The sequence below is a fragment of the Polaromonas sp. P3_B1 genome (genome assembly GCF_056402935.1).
This window is the reverse complement of record NZ_JBFUGK010000057.1, coordinates 1-20908: the sequence shown is the minus strand read 5'-3', so window position 1 is coordinate 20908 and position 20908 is coordinate 1. Positions and strand designations below refer to the sequence as shown.

Below are 20908 nucleotides of genomic sequence, written 5' to 3'. Positions count from 1 at the left end.
CCCCAACCCTCCCCCAGAGGGGGAGGGAGTAAAGACGCTCCTCACCGGCAGCCACTACGACACCGTGCGCAACGGCGGCAAGTACGACGGCCGCCTCGGCATCTTCGCGCCCATGGCCTGCGTGCGCGAGTTGCACCGCCAGGGCAAGCGCCTGCCCTTCAACATCGAAGTCGTGGGCTTTGCCGAAGAGGAAGGCCAGCGCTACAAGGCCACCTTCCTGGGTTCGGGCGCGCTGATAGGCGACTTCAAGCCCGAGTGGCTGGAGCAGAAAGACGCCGACGGCATCACCATGCGCGAGGCCATGCTGAACGCCGGCCTGAAGCCCGAGGAGATCCCCCTTATCAAGCGCGACGCCGGCAACTACCTGGGCTTTGTCGAAGTCCACATTGAACAGGGCCCGGTGCTTAACGAGCTTGACCTGCCGCTGGGCATCGTCACCTCGATCAACGGCAATGTGCGCTACCTCTGCGAGATCAGCGGCATGGCCAGCCACGCCGGCACCACGCCCATGAACCGCCGCCGCGACGCCGCCGCCGCCGCTGCCGAACTGCTGCTGTATGTGGAACGCCGCGCGGCGCAGGATGGCGACTCGGTCGGCACCGTGGGCATGCTGCAGGTGCCCAGCGGCTCCATCAACGTGGTGCCGGGGCGCTGCCTGTTTTCGCTGGATATGCGCGCGCCCGTCGATGCGCAGCGCGACGCGCTGGTGGCCGACGTGCTGGCCGAGCTCAAGGCGATTTGCGAACGCCGCGGCGTGCACTTCACGACCGAGCTCACCGAGCGCGCCGCCGCCGCGCCCAGCGCGCCCGCCTGGCAGCAGCGCTGGGAGCGTGCGGTCGACTCTCTGGGCGTGCCGCTGCACGCCATGCCCAGCGGCGCCGGCCACGACGCCATGAAGCTGCACAAGGTGATGCCGCAGGCCATGCTGTTTGTGCGCGGCCAGAACTCCGGCATCAGCCACAACCCGCTGGAAAGCAGCACCAGCGACGACATCGAGCTTGCGATCCAGGCTTTCACCCATCTGCTCACCCATCTCGCCCCCTGACCACCATGACCTTCTCCACAGACTACGCAACGCTCGACAGCTGGATAGATGCCCACTTCGACGAGGAAACCGCATTCCTGCAGCAGCTCATACGCGTACCCACCGACACGCCGCCGGGCAACAACGCGCCGCATGCCGAGCGCACCGCCGAACTCATCAAGGCCTTCGGCTTCGAAGCCGAGAAACACCCGGTGCCCGAAGCCGAAGTGCGCGGCTACGGCATGGAGTCCATCACCAACCTGATCGTGCGGCGCCAGTACGGCGGCAAGGGTGAGGGGAAAACCATCGCCTTGAACGCCCACGGCGACGTGGTGCCGCCCGGCGAGGGCTGGACCAAAGACCCCTACGGCGGCAACATCGTCGACGGCAAGATTTACGGCCGCGCCGCCGCCGTCAGCAAATGCGATTTCGCGAGCTTCACCTTCGCGGTGCGCGCGCTCGAGGCACTAGGCACGCCGCTCAAGGGCGCTATCGAGCTGCACTTCACCTACGACGAGGAATTCGGCGGCGAGATGGGCCCGGGCTGGCTGCTCAAGCATGGCCTCACCAAACCCGACCTGCTGATCGCGGCCGGCTTCTCTTATGAAGTCGTCACAGCGCACAACGGCTGCCTGCAGATGGAAGTCACGGTGCACGGCAAGATGGCCCACGCCGCGATTCCCGACACCGGTGTCGATGCGCTGCAGGGCGCGGTGCACATTCTCAACGCGCTCTACGCGCAGAACACGCTTTACCAGGAGGTCACGTCCAGGGTCGAGGGCATCAAGCACCCCTATCTCAACGTGGGCCGCATCGAAGGCGGCACCAATACCAATGTGGTGCCCGGCAAGGTGACGTTCAAGCTGGACCGCCGCATGATCCCCGAAGAAAACCCGGCCGAGGTCGAGGCCAACATCCGCCAGGTGATCGCCGATGCGGCCGCCGGCTGCAAAGGCATCACCGTCGACATCAAGCGGCTGCTGCTGGCCAATTCCATGCGCCCGCTGCCCGGCAACCGGCCGCTGGTCGAGGCCATCCAGAAGCACGGCGAAGCGCTGTTCGGCCAGAAGATCCCGGCCATGGGCACGCCGCTGTACACCGACGTGCGCCTCTACGCCGAAGCCGGCATCCCCGGCGTGATCTACGGCGCCGGCCCGCGCACCGTGCTCGAATCACATGCCAAGCGCGCCGATGAGCGGCTGGACCTGGAAGACCTGCGCCGCGCCACCAAGGTAATTGCCCGCACGCTGCGCGACCTGCTGGCCTGAGCGAAGCGCCGCCGACCTTAAGCCCACCGGCTCACCTCACTCGTGGGTGTAATCCAGCAACGCAAGGTATTCCTTGCGGTCGGCCTTGACCCATTGCTTGACGCCGATCTCGGACAGGATGCCGGCTGACTGGCTGTTCATGGCCAGCAGCGACTCCGTCAGCTTGCTGACCATGTCCGGCGGCACACCCGGGGCCGCGAGCACGGACCAATTCACCACGGGCTGGGTTTCACCGATGACGCGGCCGCCACTTTCCTGCCATTTTTTGGCGATGGTCGGGTTCACCGCGCCCACCTCGGCAAGGCCCGCCGCCACCTGGGCCGAGACGGAATCCTGGTAGCGCGTGTAGGAAATATAGGGCTCGCGCACATTCATGCGGCGGATCTCAGCGCGCGCGACCGCCACCGTGGCGGAAGATTCATCCGGCATCAGGATTTTCTTGCCGCTCAACTGTCCGATGGTGGTGATGGGTGAGCTGTTGTTCACGATAAACGCCGCCTTGTAGGGCTCGGGCCGGCGCACCAGGGGCTGGTAGCCGCCGTCGCGAACCAGCTTGGACAGCTGATTGACGGATTTTCCGAAAATAATCAGCGGCTTTTGCTCCGACGAGGCCTGCCGCACGAAATTCTGGATATCGATCACAGGGTCGACAAGCACCTGCTTGCTGCGGATCTGCCCGCCCAGGTAGTCGGCCCAGCCCCGGTAGCGCAGGGCCAGCATCGAGATGCTGAGGTCCGCCGTAACCGCCTCGTTGATCAGCAGCCGCCAGCGCTCCGCGCCGCCCGCCTGCTGCTGCTGGCCCCAGCTGATTGTGGGAAAGCCCTGCCAGGCCGCGGCAGCCGCCGCGGCCCCCACCACGCCGCGAAGAACCGCGCGGCGACCGGTTACGTGTGACAGCACTGTATTCATTTGATCACCTTTGTAGGGTTGATTGCGGATTGCACACTCTTCTTCGCTGCCTCGTCCTCCCATTGCCTGGCAGCTGTCAGGCTTGCCTTGAATGCCAGCGCACTCTCAAGCAGCCACTTCTTGTTGTCTTCAGAAAGGGCGTAGCTCAACCTGAACTCGTCCATGGGCATGCGGTCCTCCCGCACGGCCTTGATCAAGCGGTCCACTTCGGCCGCGGCATGCGCGGGCGTCGACAGCAGCACCAGGCGACTCATCTTGTCGGGGTTGTTGGGTACATGGCAGTTCACGCACTGCGACTCGCGCATCTGCAGCGCCAGGTCGCGGTAGCGCTTTTCCACATTGGCCAGCTGCGGGTTCTCCGGCCGGTACAGGCCGTCGAACAGCGTCACCGCCGGCTGGGTGCGGCCTTTGTCGTCGGTCCACAGCCAGGGGCCCTGGTATTTCTCATGCTGCACCGCCACCACCGGCTGCAGCAAAGGCGTGGACGCCACGTCGGTGAACTGCGCCACCTTGATGGTGGCCGTCTCGGGACTCATCCACAGCATCATGCTGCGGGCGTTCTCGTACATGGCCCATTTGGCCTCGTCGTGCCAGAACGGGTAGGGAAACTGGCCCGGCGGCATGCGATTGCGAAACGCCGCTTCCAGCCGCACCAGGAACATCTTCTCGTCGGCCACCCATTCCACGGTATGGCGGCCGTTGAACATGAAGAGCGGCGCATACATGCCGGTCCAGGCGTCCGGCGCGAACTGCGTGAGGTTGGTCTGGCGCAGCGTCGCATTCTCTTTTTTGTTCTGCCGGCCCCACAGCACGATGGGCGCCACGTGCGCGCGCAGCTGGCTGGGGCCGAACAGGGCTTGCCGGCACTGGTTGTAGGCGCCGACGTCACCGGCCGGCGCCAGCGGGCAGTTGCTGGCGAGTTCCGCGGCGATTTCCGCCGCCGCTTGCTCGATATTGGGCGGCACGGCCCTTTTTTCCTGGGCTTGCGCGCCGCAGGAAAGCGCGAGCACGGCGGCCAGCAGCCCGGTTCGCCATGCCGACGGCGACAGCGGCTTCGTTCGAATCAACACGTCCATTTTTTTACTCCCTCGTGTAGTCCAACAAATCCAGGTAATCCTTTCTTTCGGCTTTGGCCCAGGCCTTCACGCCCATCGATGTCATGACGGCGGTGCTTTCGGGATTGGTCGCCAGCAACGCATCGCGCAGCTGCTGCACCATGTCCGCGGCCACGCCGGGACCGGCCAGAATCGACCAGTTCACCACCGGCTGCGTTTCAGCCACCACGCGCCCGCCGTCTTCCACCCACTTTTTGGCAATGGTGGGGTTGACCACACCAATCTGGCCCATTCCGGACTTCACGAACTGCGCGACCTCCTCCTGGAAGCGCACATGCGTCACGCGGATCTGGCTGAGTTTTTGCCGCCGCAGTTCCGCCAGGGCCACCGCGCTGGTGGCCGCGAACTCGTCGGGCATGATGACCTTGGCATCGGCCGCATCCGTGAGGGTTTTGATCGGGGAGTCCTTGGCCACGATGAAGGCCGCCTTGTAAGGATCGGCGCGCCGCACCACCGGCTGGTAGCCGTTGTCGCGCACCAGCTTGGCCAGCTGGTTGACGGACTTGCCGAAGACGAACTCGGGTTTGCTGGCGCCCTGGGCCACCGCCATGAAGCGCTTGATGTCGACCATGGGCTCCACCACAATGGGCCGGCCCTTGAGCTGGGCGGTGATGAAATCGGCAACAGGCCGGTAGCGGTTGGTCAGCACAAAGGAATTGGTGTCGCCTCCCACGGCTTCGTTGATCAGAAAGCGCCAGTTCGTCCCTCCCGACCCTGCGGCGGCCGGCTTTTTGCCGGCTGCCGCGGCTTGGGCCCAGGCATTGCCCGCCCCTCCCATTCCTCCAGCAAGGGCGCCCAGGCCCAGAATCGACAACATCTGCCGGCGAAGCGGCGAAAAAGGCGTTTCCGTAAGAGCTTTGTTTGGTTTCATCGTTGTTTGTTAGACCGCTTCGGCCGCTGCCCCAGGCTTTCTTAAAGCCTGGGACTGAGCGGCACCACGGCTTAATCCCTTCATCCCTGCCATTTGCGTAGTGACAGTGGCACTCTATGGACGAGCCCCGGAAATAGTCAAAGCCTGATTGCGGCGCCTTTCCTGTCAGGACTGACAGGTCAAAGCGGCAACTACCCGGACAGGCACTTCCGCCCGTCGAGGTCAAACGTAAACAGCTGTAACCTCACCCTGGCTTCGCAGGCTTGCCGGATTTCCCGAAGACGGCTCGCTTTTTTGGAGCGACCAGAGCCGCGGCACTCTTGGGTATGCCGGGGACTGGCAGGATTACCAAGCGGCGAATACGGGCTTGGCGGATACGCCAAAGAAAAGAGGCCTAAGCATTGCAAACCCCCACCTGTGAGTAATTACAAGGTGCGAACACTGACAGCGTTTGGGCGGGGCATCTGTTGCGCTTTAGCCAAGGCGCGCCGCCGTTTGCCCGCCCCGGAGGGCTGGAGGAGCTTGCCGGCATCCCAAAGCGCTCCGAAAGTTCTACTCTGCGGAGACGGCAGGCATTGTTTTTGCTGTATCGTTTTAGGGTTTGCCTTCCCGCGGACCACAAGCGCCCCCGTTCTTCCCGTTCCTCCTTATTGGTTCCGTCCGCCCCTCCGAAATCCCTTCAAGAACTTCCCGACATGAAAAACCGCGCACTTGCACTCCCCCACCTGGCCGCACGGATTAGCGGGGCAGCGTTTGCCCTGATGGCCTTGAGCGCGCATGCGCAAAACACCCCCATCAAGTTCCAGCTCGACTGGCGCTTTGAAGGCCCTGCCGCGCTCTTTCTCACGCCCGTGGCCAAGGGCTACTTCAAGGCCAACAAGCTGGACGTCACGGTGGATGCCGGCAACGGCTCGGGCGGCGCGGTCACGCGTGTGGCATCGGGCACTTACGACATGGGTTTTGCCGACCTGGCATCGGTCATGGAATTCCACGCCAACAACCCCGACGCGCCCAACAAGCCGGTGGCGGTGATGATGGTCTACAACAACACGCCGGCCTCGGTCATGGCGCTCAAGAAATCGGGCATCAAGACGCCGGCCGACCTCAACGGCAAAAAAATGGGCGCACCGGTGTTCGACGCCGGCCGCCGCGCCTTCCCGATTTTTGCCAAGGCCAACAAGGTGACCGGCTTCCAGTGGACCTCCATGGACCCGCCGCTGCGCGAAACCATGCTGGCGCGCGGAGACGTGGACGCCATCACCGGCTTTACCTTCACCTCGCTGCTCAACCTCGAGGCGCGCGGCGTCAAGGCCGAGGACGTGGTGGTGCTGCCCTATGCCGACTTCGGCGTGAAGCACTACGGCAATGTGGTGATCGCTTCGCCCAAGCTCATCAAGGAGCACCCGGAGGCCGTCAAGGCCTTCCTGCAGGCCTTCACCAAAGGTGTGAAAGACGTGGTGGCCGACCCGGCTGCCGCGATTGAATTCGTCAAGGCGCGCGACGGCATCATCAACGTGCCGCTGGAGGTGCGCCGCCTGCGCCTGGCGATCGACACCGTGATCAACAGCCCCGACGCGCGCGCCGAAGGCTTCGGCCAGGTGAAAGCCCCGCGCCTCACGCTGATGGCCTCGCAGGTGTCCGACGCCTTCGGCACCAAGACCCGCGTTGACCCTGCGCTGGTGTGGAACGGTTCGTTCCTGCCCAGCGCTGCAGAGCTCAACGTGCTACCCGTTCCCAAGAAATAAGCATGTCCCTGGCGACCGCCGATAACCATCACTTCGTTGATTTCCGCAACGTCTGGCTCGCCTATAACGACGAGCTGCTCGCACGCAAACAGTTTTCCGTCGAGGCCATAGACCTGCAGGTGCGGCAAGGCGAGTTCATCGCCATCGTCGGGCCTTCGGGTTGCGGCAAGTCCACCTTCATGAAACTGGCCACGGGCCTGAAGATGCCTTCGTCCGGCCGCATCCTGATCGACGGCCGGCCCGTGACCGGGCCACTGAAAATTTCAGGCATGGCCTTTCAGGCGCCCTCGCTGTTGCCCTGGCGCACCACGGTCGGCAATGTGCTGCTGCCACTGGAGATCGTTGAACCTTACCGCAGCCAGTTCAAGGCCAAACGAAAAGAGTTCGAAGAACGCGCGCGCCGCCTGCTGCAAAAGGTCGGCCTGGCTGGTTACGAGGACAAATTCCCCTGGCAGCTCTCGGGCGGCATGCAGCAGCGCGCCAGCATTTGCCGCGCGCTGATCCACGAGCCCAAGATGCTGCTGCTCGACGAGCCTTTCGGCGCGCTGGACGCCTTCACGCGTGAAGAGCTCTGGTGCATACTGCGCGACCTCTGGACCGAGCAGCGCTTTAACGTCATCCTGGTCACGCATGATTTGCGCGAGTCGGTGTTCCTGGCCGACACGGTGTACGTGATGAGCAAAAGCCCGGGCCGCTTTGTGGTGCGGCGCGAGGTCGAGCTGCCGCGCCCGCGCGACCTCGAAGTGACCTACACCCGCGAGTTCAGCGACATCGTGCACGAACTGCGCGGCCACATAGGCGCGGTGCGCGGCGGGGCCGCGCCATGAACATGAACAACAACAAACAGCTGGAGCGCTGGGCGCCCTGGGTGCTGCTGGCGGTCGTGGTGTTGCTGTGGCAGGTGGCGTGCAGCGCCTTCACGGTGCCCGAATTCATTTTCCCGGCGCCCTTGGCGATTGCCCAGGCCATGGCCGAGTTCGCCACGCCGATTGCCGAAGCCGCCTGGAAAACCTTCTGGGTCACCCTGGTCGGTTTCGGCCTGTCCATCGTGGTCGGTGTGATGCTGGGTTTTCTGGTCGGCTCATCGCGCCTGGCTTACGCGGCGGTGTACCCCCTGCTGGTGGCCTTCAACGCGGTGCCCAAGGCGGCGATTGTTCCCATCCTCATCGTCTGGTTCGGCATAGGCATAGGCCCCGGCATCCTCACGGCATTTTTGATCTCGTTTTTTCCCATCACCGTCAATATGGCCACCGGCCTGGCCACACTGGAGCCTGAACTCGAAGACGTGCTGCGCGTGCTGGGCGCCAAACGCTGGGACATCCTCGTCAAGGTCGGCCTGCCGCGCTCCATGCCTTATTTTTTTGCATCCCTCAAGGTGTCGATCACGCTGGCTTTTGTCGGGACCGTGCTGGCCGAGATGACGGCCGGCGATTCGGGGATTGGTTATCTCATGCAGAGTGCCGGTTCGCAGCAACGGTTGGCCTTGGCGTTTGCCGGGTTGGTGGTGATTGGGGGGATGGCGATGGCGATGTATGAGTTGTTTAGTTATGTTGAGAAACATACTACTGGGTGGGCTCATCGGGGGTCGCATTAGGCCGGGTCTTGCTCCGGCCTTGCGCGCTCTTCCTCCTCACCCTCCTCCTTCCTCTGCTTAGTTCAGCTGGCCGGGACTCGCCCCGGCGGGCGACTTACTTTCTTTTGCTTCGCCAAAAGAACGTAAGCAAAGAAAAGGCGACCCGCAGTCTGGGTCCCTCCGCTTCGCTTCGGGCAACCTGCGGTGCTCGAGCCAAGCGGGGTCAAAAACAACTCGCTTCGCTCAGACACGTTTTTGCCCTGATCCGCTTGTCTCTGCGCTCCTCGGCCCAGCCAGGACGGGGAAGTCCGAATACAAGAAGAAAAATACTGAACTCCAAAACAAGGACACGCCGTGGCGTGTCCTTGTTGTTTTAAGTATTTGTTTTTTCCTTCGGCTGTTTGGCTGTTCGGTATCCGGGCCCCTTGTGTATGCGCCGAGGAGCGCAGGTCCAGACGGATAAGGGCAAAAACGTGTTTGAGCCGCAGGCGAGTTGTTTTTGACCCCGTCTGGACCGAGCACCGCAGGCTGCCCCGTAGCGAAGCGAAGGGGACGCAGACACCAGGGTCGCCTTTTCTTTTGCTTACTTTTGGTGTTTGCGTAACTTCGCTGCGCGAAGTGAGCAAACCCCGCGCGCGTAGCGCGCCTTTTGGCGAACAAAAGAAAACCCGCTTTGCGGGTTTCGATAAAAGTGAGTTGCCGCCGGGCAACCCCCGGCCAACAGAACTAAGAAGAGGGCGGTGAAGAGAGGAAGGAGGAGAGGGAGAGGAGCGCGCAAGGCCGGCGCAAGACCCGGCTAAAGAAACCGCTCCAACAGACGGCGCGATGCCCGGTCCAGCGCCGTCATATCCCGCACACTGTACTGCACCCCCTGGCTACCAGCGATCAGCAACCCAACCCGCCCGAGGCGACGGATATCCTCCTCGCCGCGGAGGATAAAAGAAGTCTCCCCCCGGTCGGTCTCGACCGTCCAGACGCTGGGTGTGCCGAAGCTGGAGACGCTTTTGAGCCGCGTCACTTCGGGCACGAAGTCACGCAGGGCCAGCTCTTCCTGCAGCAGCGTTCGCGCCGCTTCAGGCACGGCCTGCAAGTGGTCCACCCAGGCGACTTCATGCCCTTCGGTGTTGACCAGCGAAACGCCTTCGTCAGGGGCGGCGATGGGAAAGGCACGCACCGGCACGACGCCCGCATGCGCCTGGCCTCCCGTATCGGTGAAGACAAGGCGGCCTGAGGCGTCACGCGCCAGGTCGAAGCTTGGGTTGGAAGAAATATCTGCCATATGAAGTCCTGCGCTCATGTGTTGCCCGCGTGCTGTGCGGTGTGGGCCAGTTGCGAGGTCGCCACCGCGATGCGGCGCTCCTGGTCTTCCTGGTCGCCCTCTTCGCTGTCGACCTGGCGTGCCTGGGCTTCATACAGCCGCCAGTAGGCGCCCTGTTTGGCCATCAACTCATCGTGCGGGCCGACTTCCACCACCTGGCCGCGGTCCATCACGACCAGGCGGTCGGCCTTGCGCAGCGTCGAGAGGCGGTGGGCAATCGCGATCGTGGTGCGACCCTGCACCAGGTTGTCGAGGGCGCGCTGGATTTCCTTTTCGGTCTCGGTGTCCACCGAGGACGTCGCTTCGTCCAGGATCAGGATGCGCGGGTCTATCAGCAGTGCGCGCGCGATCGAGATGCGCTGGCGCTCGCCGCCCGACAGGCCCTGGCCGCGTTCGCCCACCAGCGAGTCATAGCCCTGCGGCAGGCGCAAAATGAATTCATGCGCATGGGCGGCGCGGGCGGCCGCGACGATCTCGGCGCGCGTGGCGCCGGGCTTGCCGTAGGCGATGTTCTCGGCAATCGTGCCAAAGAAAAGAAAAGGCTCCTGCAGCACCAGGCCGATGTGGCGGCGGTAATCGGCCACGCCGAAGCGGCGTATGTCGGTGCCGTCCACGCTGATCGCTCCATCGCTCACGTCGTAGAAACGGCAGATGAGGTTGACCAGCGTGCTTTTGCCGGAGCCGCTGTGGCCCACCAGGCCGATCATCTCGCCGGGCCGTATCTGCAGGTCCAGCCCGCGAATCACCGAGCGGTTGCCATAACGAAAGCCCAGGTTCTTCATGTCGATGCGGCCTTCAAGCTGGCCTATCTTGATGGGGTTGGCGGTTTCGGGCACGTTGGAGACATGGTCCAGGATGTCAAAAATCCGCTTGGCGCCGGCAGCGGCCTTTTGCGTGACCGAGACAATGCGGCTCATGGAATCGAGCCGGCCGTAGAAGCGGCCTATGTAGGCGATAAACGCCGTCAGCACACCGACCGTGATCTGCTGCCGGGACACCAGCCAGATGCCGAAGGCCCACACCACCAGCAGGCCCACTTCGGTCAGCAGCGACACCGTGGGCGTGAACAGCGACCAGGTCTTGTTGAGCTTGTCGTTGACGGCCAGGTTGTGCTGGTTGACTTCGCGAAAGCGCTGGGCCTCGCGCTTTTCCTGGGCAAAGGCCTTCACCACGCGGATGCCGGGAATGGTGTCCGCCAGCACATTGGTCACATCGGACCAGACCCGGTCTATCTTTTCAAAACCGGTGCGCAGCTTGTCGCGCACCACGTGGATCATCCAGCCGATGAAGGGCAGCGGCAGCAGCGTCACCACGGCCAGCCAGGGGTTGATGGAAAACAGGATGACCGCGGTCATCACGATCATCAAGACGTCGGTCGCGAAATCCAGCGCGTGCAGCGACAAAAAGACGCAGATGCGGTCGGTTTCGGAGCCTATGCGCGACATCAGGTCGCCGGTGCGCTTGCCGCCGAAATAGTCCAGCGAGAGCTCCAGCAGGTGGTCGAAGGTGGCGGTGCGCAGGTCGGCGCCTATGCGCTCGGACACCAGCGCCAGCAAATAGGTGCGCGCCCAGTTCAGCGCCCAGCCCAGCACGGCCGCGGCCAGCAGGCCGCCCAGCAGGGCGCCGACCTTCCAGGGCTCGATCTGCTGGCCGTTCTGGAAGGGAATCAGCACGTCGTCCATCAGCGGGATGGTCAGGTAGGGCGGCACCAGCGTCGCGGCGGTGGAGGCCAGCGTCAGTAGAAACCCGGCCAGCAGCTGGTGGCGGTAGGGATGGGCAAAACGCCAGAGGCGCAGCAGCACCCAGGTGGAAGGCGGGGTGTGCAGCTCGCGGGCGCAGGCCGGGCATTCCTCGCTGTCCGGCGGCAGCGGCAGGTCGCATTCGGGGCACAGGGCCGCCTCGTCGGCTGGCGGCGCCTCGGCCAGGCCCTGGACGGCCTGCTGCTGCACGAACAGCCGCACCAGGCGCAGCGCCTGCACGTTGGCGCTCAGGGTAAACCGCCATCCGGCCAGTCGCTGGCCACCCTGGTGCAGCTCCAGCGTGCCCACGCCGGCGTGGTCGAAATGGCGCAGCGACAGGCCCGGCAAGCCCTTGCCGGCGGCGTCCACCGTAGGCCAGGCGGCCCATTCACCGCCCGGGTCGCGGGCCAGCAGGCGGCGGTCGGTCAGGGCCAGCAGGCCCTGGGCGAAACGAAGTTGGCCGTCAAGGTCAACCGTAAGCGTACATAAAACGTTTTCGTGGGTTGCAAGTTGTGAGCGAAGCCCCGCCAAGGCGGGGTCGGTAAGGCTGGAGTCGTCTGCCGGGTGTTTGTGTTGCATTGTGTTGGTGAAATCTTGGCGTCCCGCATCTGGCGCGGCTGGGTTTTCGCAGGTTTTGGTCGTCGCGCGTCGGGAACCCGAACCCGGGATTTTCGCCGAATGCGGCCCGGAACAACAGAATTTGACCCTCAATCCCCGAAAATGGCGAAACCGGCTACCGATCCCCCATCCCCAGCCAGGCTCGTTCGCGACAAGAACAAAGACACAACGCACATAACGAGACATACAGGGATCCACAGGGGCCTTCACCGGCCTCACACTGAAATTCATCGGCCAGGACCGCCGCTTTGCACCGACGGGTGCGGCCGCCCTGCCTGGCCGACCATGCTGCGAACCATGAGCCCTCAGGACGACATCAAGCTGCTGCGCATCAACTACCTGCGCGGACCCAACATCTGGACATACCGGGCCGTGCTTGAGGTATGGCTGGACCTCGGCAAACTCGAGGACTTCCCCTCCAACGAACTCCCGGGCTTCAACGACCGCCTGGTCGCGCTGCTGCCGGCCCTGCTCGAGCACCAGTGCGGCGTGGGCGAGCGCGGCGGCTTCATCCAGCGCCTGCGCGAAGGCACCTGGTCAGGCCATGTGCTGGAGCACGTGGTGATCGAGCTGCTCAACCTGGCCGGCATGCCCACCGGCTTCGGCCAGACGCGCAGCACCTCGCAGCGCGGGGTTTACCGCATGGTGTTCCGGGCGCGCGACGAACAGGTCGCCCGCACCGCGCTGGCCGAAGGCCACCGCCTGCTGATGGCCGCCATCAACAACACGCCCTACAGCCATGCCGACGTGCAGGCCGCCGTCGGCAAGGTCCGCGACAAGGTCGACGACTGCTACCTCGGGCCCAGCACCGCCTCCATCGTGGCCGCCGCCACCGACCGCCGCATTCCCCACATCCGCCTGAACGAGGGCAACCTGGTGCAGCTGGGCTACGGCGCCAGCCAGCGCCGCATCTGGACGGCCGAAACCGACCTCACCAGCGCCATTGCCGAGGGCATCGCCCACGACAAGGACCTCACCAAAAGCCTGCTGGCCACCTGCGGCGTGCCCGTGCCCGAAGGCGAGATCGTCGCCACCGCCGAAGAGGCCTGGGAAGCGGCCGAAGACATCGGCCTGCCGGTGGTCGTCAAACCCTCCGACGGCAACCACGGCCGCGGCGTTTCGCTGGACCTCAAAACCCGCGCCGAAGTCGAAGCCRCTTTCACGGTGGCTGCCCGTCACGGCAGCGAAGTCATGGTCGAGCGCTTTGTGCGCGGCCATGAGCACCGCCTGCTGGTCGTCGGCGGCCGCGTGGTCGCCGCCGCGCGCGGCGAAGCCGCCTGGGTGACGGGCGACGGTGCCTCCACCGTCGTCCAGCTGGTCGATGCCCAGCTCAACACCGACCCGCGCCGCGGCGTGGGAGAGGACTTCCCGCTGGGCCGCATCAACGCCGCCGAAGACGGCGCCGTCATCCTCGACCTGCAGCGCCAGGGCCTGACGCCCGACGCCGTGCCCGCCGCCGGCCGCGAAGTGCTGATCCAGCGCAACGGCAATGTGGCGCTCGATTGCACCGACGCCGTCCACCCCGAGGTCGACCACGTCGTCTCGCTGGCCGCGCGGGTGGTGGGCCTGGACATCGCCGGCGTCGACGTCGTCGCGCAGGACATCTCGCGCCCGCTGCACGAGCAAGGCGGCGCCATTGTCGAAGTCAACGCCGGCCCGGGCCTTTTGATGCACCTCAAGCCCGCCGAAGGCGCGCCCCGCCCCGTGGGCCGCGCCATCTGCGACCACCTCTTCCCGCACTCGTCCGACAGCGACAACCCCAACGACGGCCGCATCCCCATCGTCGGCATCGCCGGCTCCGGCGGCAACTACCGCGTTGCGCGGCTGGTGGCCTGGCTGCTGCACCTGTCCGGCCGGCACACCGGCCTGGCCTGCCAGGCGGGTCTCTTCCTCGACCAGCGCTGCGTGGACGCCTCCGACTGCGCCAACTGGGAAGCCGGCCAGCGCCTCCTGATCAACCGCGCCGTGCAGGCCGCCGTGTTTGAAAACGGCGCCGACACGATTCTGCGCACCGGCCTGCCCTACGACAAATGCCAGGTCGGCGTGGTCACCGACCTGGGTGGCGCCCAGGGCCTGGCCGAATTCGACATCACCGACGACGAGCAGATGTTCAAGGTCATGCGCTCGCAGGTCGACGTGGTGCTGCCCAGCGGCGCCGCCGTGCTCAATGCCGGTGACCCGCGCATCGCCGAGATGGCCGAGCTCTGCGACGGCGAAGTGATTTTCTACAGCGTCGATCCCAAGGCCGCGGCCATCGCCGCGCATTGCGCCCAGGGCGGCCGCGCACTTTACCTGCGGCAAGACCAGGTGGTGCTGGCCACCGGCAACAGCGAGGCCTTCCTGCCCGGCCTGGGCAAGCTGGGCGCCTGGCGTGAACGCCGCGGCCTCACCGAAGACGCCCTGCTGGCCGCCGTGGGCGCCGCCTGGGCGCTCGGCATTCCGCTCAACCTGATAGGCGCCGGCATGGAAGCCTTTGAAACCACCCCTAAAACCGCCGGGAGTGCCGAGTAATGGAAGTGTCCCGCATCCGCGCCCTGCGCGGCCCCAACCTCTGGAGCCGGCACACCGCGCTCGAAGCCGTCGTCGCCTGCAGCGCGGTTGAATGCAACATCGCGGGCCTGGCCGGCTTCGAGCCGCGCGTGCGCTCACTGTTCCCCGAAATGGGCGCCTTCCGGCAGACCGGCCACGCCGGGCCCGTCTCATTGGCCCATGTGCTGGAAGCCGCCGCACTGGCGCTGCAAACCGCCGCGGGTTGCCCCCTCACCTTCAGCCACACGGCCGCCACCGTCGAGTCCGGCACCTACCAGGTCGTCGTCGAATACAGCGAGGAAGCCGTCGGCCGCCTGGCCTTTGAACTGGCCCAGTCCCTGATCCACGCGGCCCTGCGCGACACCGCCTTCGACCTTGAGGCCGCCATCGCCCAGCTGCGCGACCTCGACGAAGACGAGCGCCTGGGCCCCAGCACCGGCGCCATCGTCGACGCCGCCGTCGCGCGCGGTATCCCTTATCGCCGCCTCACCAAGGGCAGCATGGTGCAGTTCGGCTGGGGTGCCAGGCAGCGCCGCATCCAGGCCGCCGAAGTCGATTCCACCAGCGCCGTCGCCGAATCCATCGCGCAGGACAAAGACCTCACCAAAAAACTGCTGCGCGCCGCCGGCGTGCCCGTGCCGCTGGGCCGCCCCGTCACCGATGTCGAAGACGCCTGGGCTGCGGCCCGGCAGGTCGGCCTGCCCGTGGTCGTCAAACCGCAGGACGGCAATCAAGGCAAGGGCGTGACCGTCAACATCAGCACGCGCGAGCACCTCGAAGTCGCCTACAAAACCGCCGCCGAACACGGCGAGGTCATGGTCGAGAAATTTTTGCCCGGCAGCGACTTCCGCCTGCTGGTCGTCGGCAACAAGCTGGTCGCCGCCTCGCGGCGCGAGCCGCCGCAGGTGGTGGGCGACGGCCTGCACACCGTGCGCGAACTGGTCGACATCGTCAACCAGGACCCACGCCGCGGCGAAGGCCACGCCACCTCGCTCACCAAGATCCGCTTTGACGACATCGCCGTCGCGCGCCTGGAAGTGCAGGAGCTCACGCCCGAATCGATTCCCGCCAAGGGCCGGCGCGTCATCCTGCGCAACAACGCCAACCTCAGCACCGGCGGCACCGCCACCGACGTGACGGACGACGTGCACCCCTCCGTCGCCGCGCGCGCCGTGGCCGCCGCGCAAATGGTCGGCCTGCACATCTGCGGCGTCGACGTGGTCTGCGAAAGCATGCTGCGCCCGCTGGAATCGCAAAACGGCGGCGTCGTTGAAGTCAACGCCGCGCCCGGCCTGCGCATGCATTTGTCACCCTCCTACGGCAAGGGCCGCGCCGTCGGCGCGGCCATGATCGACGAGCTGTTCCCCGCCGGCGACAACGGCCGCATCCCCGTCATCGCGGTGACCGGCACCAACGGCAAGACCACCACCACCCGCCTCATCGCCCACCTGATGGCCGCCGAAGGCCTGCGCACCGGCATGACGAATACCGACGGCGTCTATATCAACGGCCGCCAAACCGACAGCGGCGATTGCAGCGGCCCCAAGAGCGCGCGCAATGTGCTCATGCACCCCGATGTCGACGCGGCGGTGTTCGAGATCGCCCGCGGTGGCGTGCTGCGCGAAGGCCTGGGCTTTGACCGCTGCCAGGTCGCCGTCGTCACCAACATCGGCAGCGGCGACCACCTGGGCCTGAACTACATCACCACGGTGGAAGACCTGGCCGTGCTCAAGCGCGTCATCGTGCAGAACGTCGCGAACACCGGCTACGCCGTGCTCAATGCCGCCGACCCCATCGTCGCCGACATGGCCGCCACCTGCCCCGGCAAGGTCATCTTCTTCGCCGCCGACCGCCACCACCCGCTCATGGCCACGCACCGCGCCCAAGGCAAGCGCACCGTGTACGTCGACGGCCCCATGCTGGTGGCCGCCGAAGGCGCCTGGATCGAACGCATTCCCCTGCAGGGCGTGCCCCTCACCCGCGGCGGCGCCATCAGCTTCCAGGTCGAAAACGTCATGGCCGCCGTCGCCGCCGCCTGGGGCGCAGGCCTGAACTGGGACACCATCAAGAGCGGCCTGGCCAGCTTCGTCAACGACGCGCACAACGCGCCCGGCCGCTTCAACGTCATGGACTACAAGGGCGCCACCGTGATCGCCGACTACGGCCACAACCCGGACGCCATGCGCGCCCTGGTCGCCGCCGTCGATGCCATGCCCGCCACACCCGGCCAGCGCCGCAGCGTCGTCATCAGCGGCGCCGGCGACCGCCGCGACAGCGACATCCGCGACCAGACCATCATCCTGGGCAGTGCTTTTGACGACGTCATCCTCTACCAGGATGCCGCCCAGCGCGGCCGCGCCGACGGCGAAGTCATGGCCCTGCTGCGCCAGGGGCTGGAAGGTGCGCACCGCACCCGGCGCATTGACGAGATACGTGGCGAGTTCATTGCCATCGATACCGCGCTTGAGCGGCTGTCGGCGGGGGATCTCTGTCTGGTGTTGGTGGATCAAGTGCAGGAGGCGCTTGAGCATTTGGCTGCTCGGGTCAAAGAGGCGAAAGTAGCGCAGTGAGGAATTGAGCCGGGTCTTGCTCCGGCGGGCGCGCTGTACTCTTCTCCTTTCCTCCCTTTTTCCTCTTCTCTTCACTCTGCTGAGAGCTGCTGGCCGGGACTCGCCCCGGCGGGCGACTTACTTTCTTTTGCTTCGCCAAAAGAACGTAAGCAAAGAAAAGGCGACCCTGGTGTCTGCGTCCCCTTCGCTTCGCTACGGGGCAACCTGTGGTGCTCGGTCCAGACGGGGTCAAAAACAACTCGCTTCGCTCAGACACGTTTTTGCCCTTATCCGTCTGGACCTGCGCTCCTCGGCGCATACACAAGGGGCCCGACTACCAACAGCCAAAGGCAAAACCCCGAATATCTAAACCACAAGGACACGCCATGGCGTGTCCTTGTTTGTATTGGAGTTCGGTATTTCGGACTTCCCCGTCCTGGCTGGGCCGAGGAGCGCAGAGACAAGCAGATCAGGGCAAAAACGTGTCTGAGCGAAGCGAGTTGTTTTTGACCCCGCTTGGCTCGAGCACCACAGGTTGCCCGCAGCGCAGCGGAGGGACCCAGACTGCGGGTCGCCTTTTCTTTGGTGACTTTCTTTTGGCGAAGCAAAAGAAAGTTACTTGCCGCCGGGCAACCCCCGGCCAGCAACCCTCAGCAGAGAAAAAAAGAAAGAAGAAGCAAGAAGAGGAGAGGAGAGAGGGGCAAGAGCGAGCCAGCCGGCGCAAGACCCGGCATTCAGTATCGCGGCCCACAAAAAGAAGTGGGCCGCAAGCGGCCCACCTTTGCTTCTGCTTCATCCGGGGTTTTCATCAAACCGCGGCGGAGCGAGTGGCAACTGTTATTGCGATGGCGCGGCGGCGGGCGCCGGGATCACCACAATGTTGTCGGACGAGGTCTGCGGCTGTACGCGCACGTTGGTGGCGCCGGCCGGAACGACCACGGTTTCTATCTGGCGGATGGCGCCGCCGCCGGCAACACTGCCGTCGGTCTTGCCGTAGCCCACGATGCGGGCCTGGCAGGCGACCAGGTCTTCGCCCTGGAAGATGTCGCAGCGTTTGAGCGCATTGGCGGAAAACTGGCCGTTGGCGTTGTCGACCTTGCCGGCGCGTTTGGCGGCGTTGGCGTTGCGCACTTCGGTCATGCAGGTTTCACGGTCCTGTTGCGTACGCCCTGTGAGGCAGGCATTCATCTCGCTGCGGGGGTTGCCCGAGGCGTCGATGCCGGTGGTGCCAGAAGCCATTTGCGCCGAAGCGCCCAGCGACAGCAGGGCGGCAACGCCGAAGGCCGCGGCGCTTTGGGCAAGGCGGAAATACGGGGATGCAGTCATGGTCAAACTCCTTGTTCGAACTCGACGGATGTCGATGAGTGGAGTCTGGTCCGGCGCCGCAGTCGGGCTTGAAAGGAAAAGCTGCGGGCCGCCCGTGCCCTACGCCCCTTGCCCATGTAGGACGGGGCTTTCATGCGTGTCGGCCCGCGGGCCGGTCGCCCCCGCTGCCTTTAAAACACTGGATTCACATACAGATGGCGATCTTCACAGGGGATGCGCAGCCCCGGGAGTTTTGTTTCAGCCCCGGCGTGCGGCCTCGATTGTGGCGACGTCGATTTTTTTCATGGTCATCATCGCGTCGAAGGCGCGCTTGGCGGCCGCGCGGTCCGGCCCTGAGACCGCTTCGAGCAGCACGCGCGGTGTGATCTGCCATGACAGGCCCCAGCGGTCCTTGCACCAGCCGCACTCGCTTTCCTGGCCGCCGTTGCCGACGACCGCGTTCCACAGGCGGTCGGTTTCGGCCTGGTCTTCGGTGGCGATCACAAAAGAGAAAGACTCGTTGTGCTTGAAAAGCGGGCCGCCGTTGAGCCCCATGCAGGGGATGCCGGCGACGGTGAACTCGACCGTCAGGATGTCGCCCTGCTTGCCGTCGGGGTAGTCGCCCGGCGCGCGCATGACGGCACCGACCTTGCTGTCGGGAAAGGTCTTGGCATAGAAGGTCGCGGCCTCCAGCGCGGCGCCGTCGTACCACAGGCAAATCGTGTTCTTGGGGATCATGGCGTGTCTCCTGATGTGCGGGTGATCAAGCGTGGGAATAACAGGCCCCATCGTAATCACCATAAGACCCCGGCTTGCAGAAACCGGCCGATGCGCGTGTAAGCAGGCGTCAATGCCGCGCCGCAGCGCTTTTTACATGGACCAAAGCCGCGGCATGGAGGGCGCGAGTTGCCACATCTCTTTGCGCCAGGCCTGCCAGACCTGCCTGAGCAAAGCCATGGCGGGCTCCACCACGGGCGAGAGCACGCGCAGCACGACGACCTGCGCGTCGGGGCTCGTAGCGCCGGCGCTGGAAGCCAGCGAATGGGCTTCGAGCACTTCACGCGCGCAGTCCAGCGCACGCTCGCGGCGCTGGCGTTCAAGTTTGCTGCCCGCCACAAAAAACAGCGAAGCCATGCAGCGCCGGCCGGCCAGGCCCACGGGGCTGTCCATCAACAGCTTGTCGTTCGCGTCCAGGCGCGCACGCTCCAGCCAGACGCCGGGCACTTCAATATGCTGGCGGAAACTGCCGCCTTCAAAAGGCTGGCCCGCAGCCGGCAGGCCCAGCGCGGTGATGTCCCAGCCCATGAGTTCGGCGCCGGGCGCGAGCTGCATGGTGAGCCGGTTCTCGGCCAGGCAGCCGCTGTAGCAAATGGCTTCCAGCGGCAGCCATTCCATGCGCGCGCCGGCCTGCAGCGTGAGCCTGGTGTTTTGCAGCGCGGACTCGCCGGTCGAACGGTAGAAGCGCGTGGCACCCGGCGTGGTGATCAGGCCATGGGAACCGGGACCGGCGCTGAAGGCCAGCTCCAGCGTGTCGCCGCCCACCAGGCCGCCGGGCGGATGCACGATGACGTTGTGGCAGATGGCATCGCCTTCGGGGTACAGGCTTTGCAGGATGCGCAGCGGCCCGCTGTGGCGGAAATGGGCAAGGGTCTTGCCGGCCTGGTGGGTGTAGTCGAGTGCGAGGGTCGCGGTCCAGGTCATGGGGGGGAGTTTAACGTGGGGCTTTCCCCCGTTCCCCCTGCTGAAGAGGTTGGCCGGTCTTGCTCCGGCGGTGCGCCCTCCTCTGCATCCTGCTGGCCGGGTCTCGCCCCGGCGGGCGAGGCACTTTTCTTTGCTTCGCCAAAGAAAAGTACCCAAAAGAAAGGCGACCCGCAGTCTGGGTCCCCTACGCTGCGCTTCGGGGCAACCTGCGGTGCTCGAGCCAAGCGGGGTCAAAAACAACTCGCTGCGCTCAGACACGTTTTTGCCCTGATCCGCTTGTCTCTGCGCTCCTCGGCCCAGCCAGGACGGGGCAATCGGGAGCGGGGACAAAAACCAAAGAACCAATACAAAGACAATCAAGGACACGCCATAGCGTGTCCTTGTGGTTTCAGGTATTCCTTCCCCACCCCTTGTGTATGCGCCGAGGAGCGCAGGTCCAGACGGATAAGGGCAAAAACGTGTTTGAGCCGCAGGCGAGTTGTTTTTGACCCCGTCTGGACCGAGCACCACAGGCTGCCCGTAGCGAAGCGAAGGGACGCAGACACCAGGGTCGCCTTTTCTTTTGCTTACTTTTCTTTTGGCGAAGCAAAAGAAAAGTGAGTTGCCGCCGGGCAACCCCCGGCCAGCAAGCCCCAGCAGAGGAA

15 protein-coding genes are annotated in these 20908 nt (G+C 65.0%); 7 read left to right on the top strand and 8 right to left on the bottom strand.

The window, feature by feature from the left end; all coding sequences use genetic code 11:
* The coding region (locus AC1DXS_RS23585) for a hydantoinase/carbamoylase family amidase (RefSeq protein WP_477739869.1) at positions 1 to 1045 on the top strand (1045 nt) is incomplete at its 5' end.
* A gap of 5 nt (positions 1046 to 1050) precedes the next feature.
* Positions 1051 to 2292 carry a M20 family metallopeptidase gene (locus AC1DXS_RS23580; protein WP_477739868.1) on the top strand — a complete coding sequence of 414 codons (1242 nt, stop codon included), beginning with the start codon at positions 1051 to 1053 and terminating at the stop codon, positions 2290 to 2292.
* A gap of 36 nt (positions 2293 to 2328) precedes the next feature.
* Here the strand turns inward: AC1DXS_RS23580 and AC1DXS_RS23575 are convergent, their stop codons facing one another.
* From AC1DXS_RS23575 to AC1DXS_RS23565, 3 genes are read right to left on the bottom strand one after another with little or no spacing between them, the layout of a single operon-like run.
* Positions 2329 to 3201 carry a phosphate/phosphite/phosphonate ABC transporter substrate-binding protein gene (locus AC1DXS_RS23575; protein WP_477739867.1) on the bottom strand — a complete coding sequence of 291 codons (873 nt, stop codon included), beginning with the start codon at positions 3199 to 3201 and terminating at the stop codon, positions 2329 to 2331.
* Complete coding sequence (locus AC1DXS_RS23570; protein ID WP_477739866.1) at positions 3198 to 4277, bottom strand: hypothetical protein; 1080 nt, start codon at positions 4275 to 4277, stop codon at positions 3198 to 3200. The genes AC1DXS_RS23575 and AC1DXS_RS23570 overlap by 4 nt, the downstream gene beginning before the upstream one ends.
* A gap of 4 nt (positions 4278 to 4281) precedes the next feature.
* Entirely contained in the window at positions 4282 to 5187 is a 906-nt protein-coding gene (locus AC1DXS_RS23565) for a phosphate/phosphite/phosphonate ABC transporter substrate-binding protein (protein ID WP_477739865.1), read from the bottom strand.
* Between the two features lie 761 nt (positions 5188 to 5948).
* Here AC1DXS_RS23565 and AC1DXS_RS23560 point away from each other — a divergent pair.
* From AC1DXS_RS23560 to AC1DXS_RS23550, 3 genes are read left to right on the top strand one after another with little or no spacing between them, the layout of a single operon-like run.
* A complete protein-coding gene (locus tag AC1DXS_RS23560) occupies positions 5949 to 6932 on the top strand; it encodes an ABC transporter substrate-binding protein (RefSeq protein WP_477739870.1) in 984 nt (327 codons plus the stop codon).
* 2 nt (positions 6933 to 6934) lie between these two features.
* Positions 6935 to 7759: an ABC transporter ATP-binding protein gene (locus tag AC1DXS_RS23555; RefSeq protein WP_477739864.1), complete on the top strand. Its 825-nt coding sequence runs from the start codon at positions 6935 to 6937 to the stop codon at positions 7757 to 7759.
* Between the two features lie 2 nt (positions 7760 to 7761).
* Positions 7762 to 8526 (top strand): ABC transporter permease, encoded by a 765-nt coding sequence (locus tag AC1DXS_RS23550; protein WP_477739863.1) that lies wholly within the window; start codon positions 7762 to 7764, stop codon positions 8524 to 8526.
* Between the two features lie 775 nt (positions 8527 to 9301).
* Here AC1DXS_RS23550 and AC1DXS_RS23545 read toward each other — a convergent pair.
* Complete coding sequence (locus AC1DXS_RS23545) at positions 9302 to 9784, bottom strand: cyanophycin metabolism-associated DUF1854 family protein (protein ID WP_477739862.1); 483 nt, start codon at positions 9782 to 9784, stop codon at positions 9302 to 9304.
* 14 nt (positions 9785 to 9798) lie between these two features.
* On the bottom strand, positions 9799 to 12141 hold the full coding sequence (locus AC1DXS_RS23540; protein WP_477739861.1) for a cyanophycin metabolism-associated ABC transporter: 2343 nt from the start codon (positions 12139 to 12141) through the stop codon (positions 9799 to 9801).
* Positions 12142 to 12477: 336 nt separating this feature from the next.
* Between AC1DXS_RS23540 and AC1DXS_RS23535 the strand changes: the two genes are divergently transcribed.
* Positions 12478 to 14691: a cyanophycin synthetase gene (locus AC1DXS_RS23535; protein ID WP_477739860.1), complete on the top strand. Its 2214-nt coding sequence runs from the start codon at positions 12478 to 12480 to the stop codon at positions 14689 to 14691.
* Positions 14691 to 17279 carry a cyanophycin synthetase gene (gene cphA / locus AC1DXS_RS23530; protein ID WP_477739859.1) on the top strand — a complete coding sequence of 863 codons (2589 nt, stop codon included), beginning with the start codon at positions 14691 to 14693 and terminating at the stop codon, positions 17277 to 17279. Before AC1DXS_RS23535 ends, cphA begins: the two co-directional genes overlap by 1 nt.
* An 816-nt stretch (positions 17280 to 18095) precedes the next feature.
* Here the strand turns inward: cphA and AC1DXS_RS23525 are convergent.
* The 3 genes from AC1DXS_RS23525 to AC1DXS_RS23515 all read right to left on the bottom strand — a co-directional run bounded on the left by AC1DXS_RS23525 (position 18096) and on the right by AC1DXS_RS23515 (position 20264).
* Entirely contained in the window at positions 18096 to 18584 is a 489-nt protein-coding gene (locus tag AC1DXS_RS23525) for a hypothetical protein (protein ID WP_477739858.1), read from the bottom strand.
* 237 nt (positions 18585 to 18821) lie between these two features.
* Positions 18822 to 19301, bottom strand: a complete 480-nt coding sequence (locus AC1DXS_RS23520) for a VOC family protein (protein ID WP_477739857.1) — start codon at positions 19299 to 19301, stop codon at positions 18822 to 18824.
* A gap of 132 nt (positions 19302 to 19433) precedes the next feature.
* Positions 19434 to 20264, bottom strand: coding sequence for an urease accessory protein UreD (locus tag AC1DXS_RS23515; RefSeq protein WP_477739856.1), 831 nt, complete (start codon positions 20262 to 20264; stop codon positions 19434 to 19436).
* Positions 20265 to 20908 lie beyond the last annotated feature (644 nt).

Coding starts and splice junctions, on each gene's coding strand:
- AC1DXS_RS23580 (WP_477739868.1), top strand. CDS start 1,051: ATGACCTTCTCCACAGACTACGCAACGCTCGACAGCTGGATAGATGCC.
- AC1DXS_RS23575 (WP_477739867.1), bottom strand. CDS start 3,201: ATGAATACAGTGCTGTCACACGTAACCGGTCGCCGCGCGGTTCTTCGC.
- AC1DXS_RS23570 (WP_477739866.1), bottom strand. CDS start 4,277: ATGGACGTGTTGATTCGAACGAAGCCGCTGTCGCCGTCGGCATGGCGA.
- AC1DXS_RS23565 (WP_477739865.1), bottom strand. CDS start 5,187: ATGAAACCAAACAAAGCTCTTACGGAAACGCCTTTTTCGCCGCTTCGC.
- AC1DXS_RS23560 (WP_477739870.1), top strand. CDS start 5,949: ATGGCCTTGAGCGCGCATGCGCAAAACACCCCCATCAAGTTCCAGCTC.
- AC1DXS_RS23555 (WP_477739864.1), top strand. CDS start 6,935: ATGTCCCTGGCGACCGCCGATAACCATCACTTCGTTGATTTCCGCAAC.
- AC1DXS_RS23550 (WP_477739863.1), top strand. CDS start 7,762: ATGAACAACAACAAACAGCTGGAGCGCTGGGCGCCCTGGGTGCTGCTG.
- AC1DXS_RS23545 (WP_477739862.1), bottom strand. CDS start 9,784: ATGGCAGATATTTCTTCCAACCCAAGCTTCGACCTGGCGCGTGACGCC.
- AC1DXS_RS23540 (WP_477739861.1), bottom strand. CDS start 12,141: ATGCAACACAAACACCCGGCAGACGACTCCAGCCTTACCGACCCCGCC.
- cphA (WP_477739859.1), top strand. CDS start 14,691: ATGGAAGTGTCCCGCATCCGCGCCCTGCGCGGCCCCAACCTCTGGAGC.
- AC1DXS_RS23525 (WP_477739858.1), bottom strand. CDS start 18,584: ATGACTGCATCCCCGTATTTCCGCCTTGCCCAAAGCGCCGCGGCCTTC.
- AC1DXS_RS23520 (WP_477739857.1), bottom strand. CDS start 19,301: ATGATCCCCAAGAACACGATTTGCCTGTGGTACGACGGCGCCGCGCTG.
- AC1DXS_RS23515 (WP_477739856.1), bottom strand. CDS start 20,264: ATGACCTGGACCGCGACCCTCGCACTCGACTACACCCACCAGGCCGGC.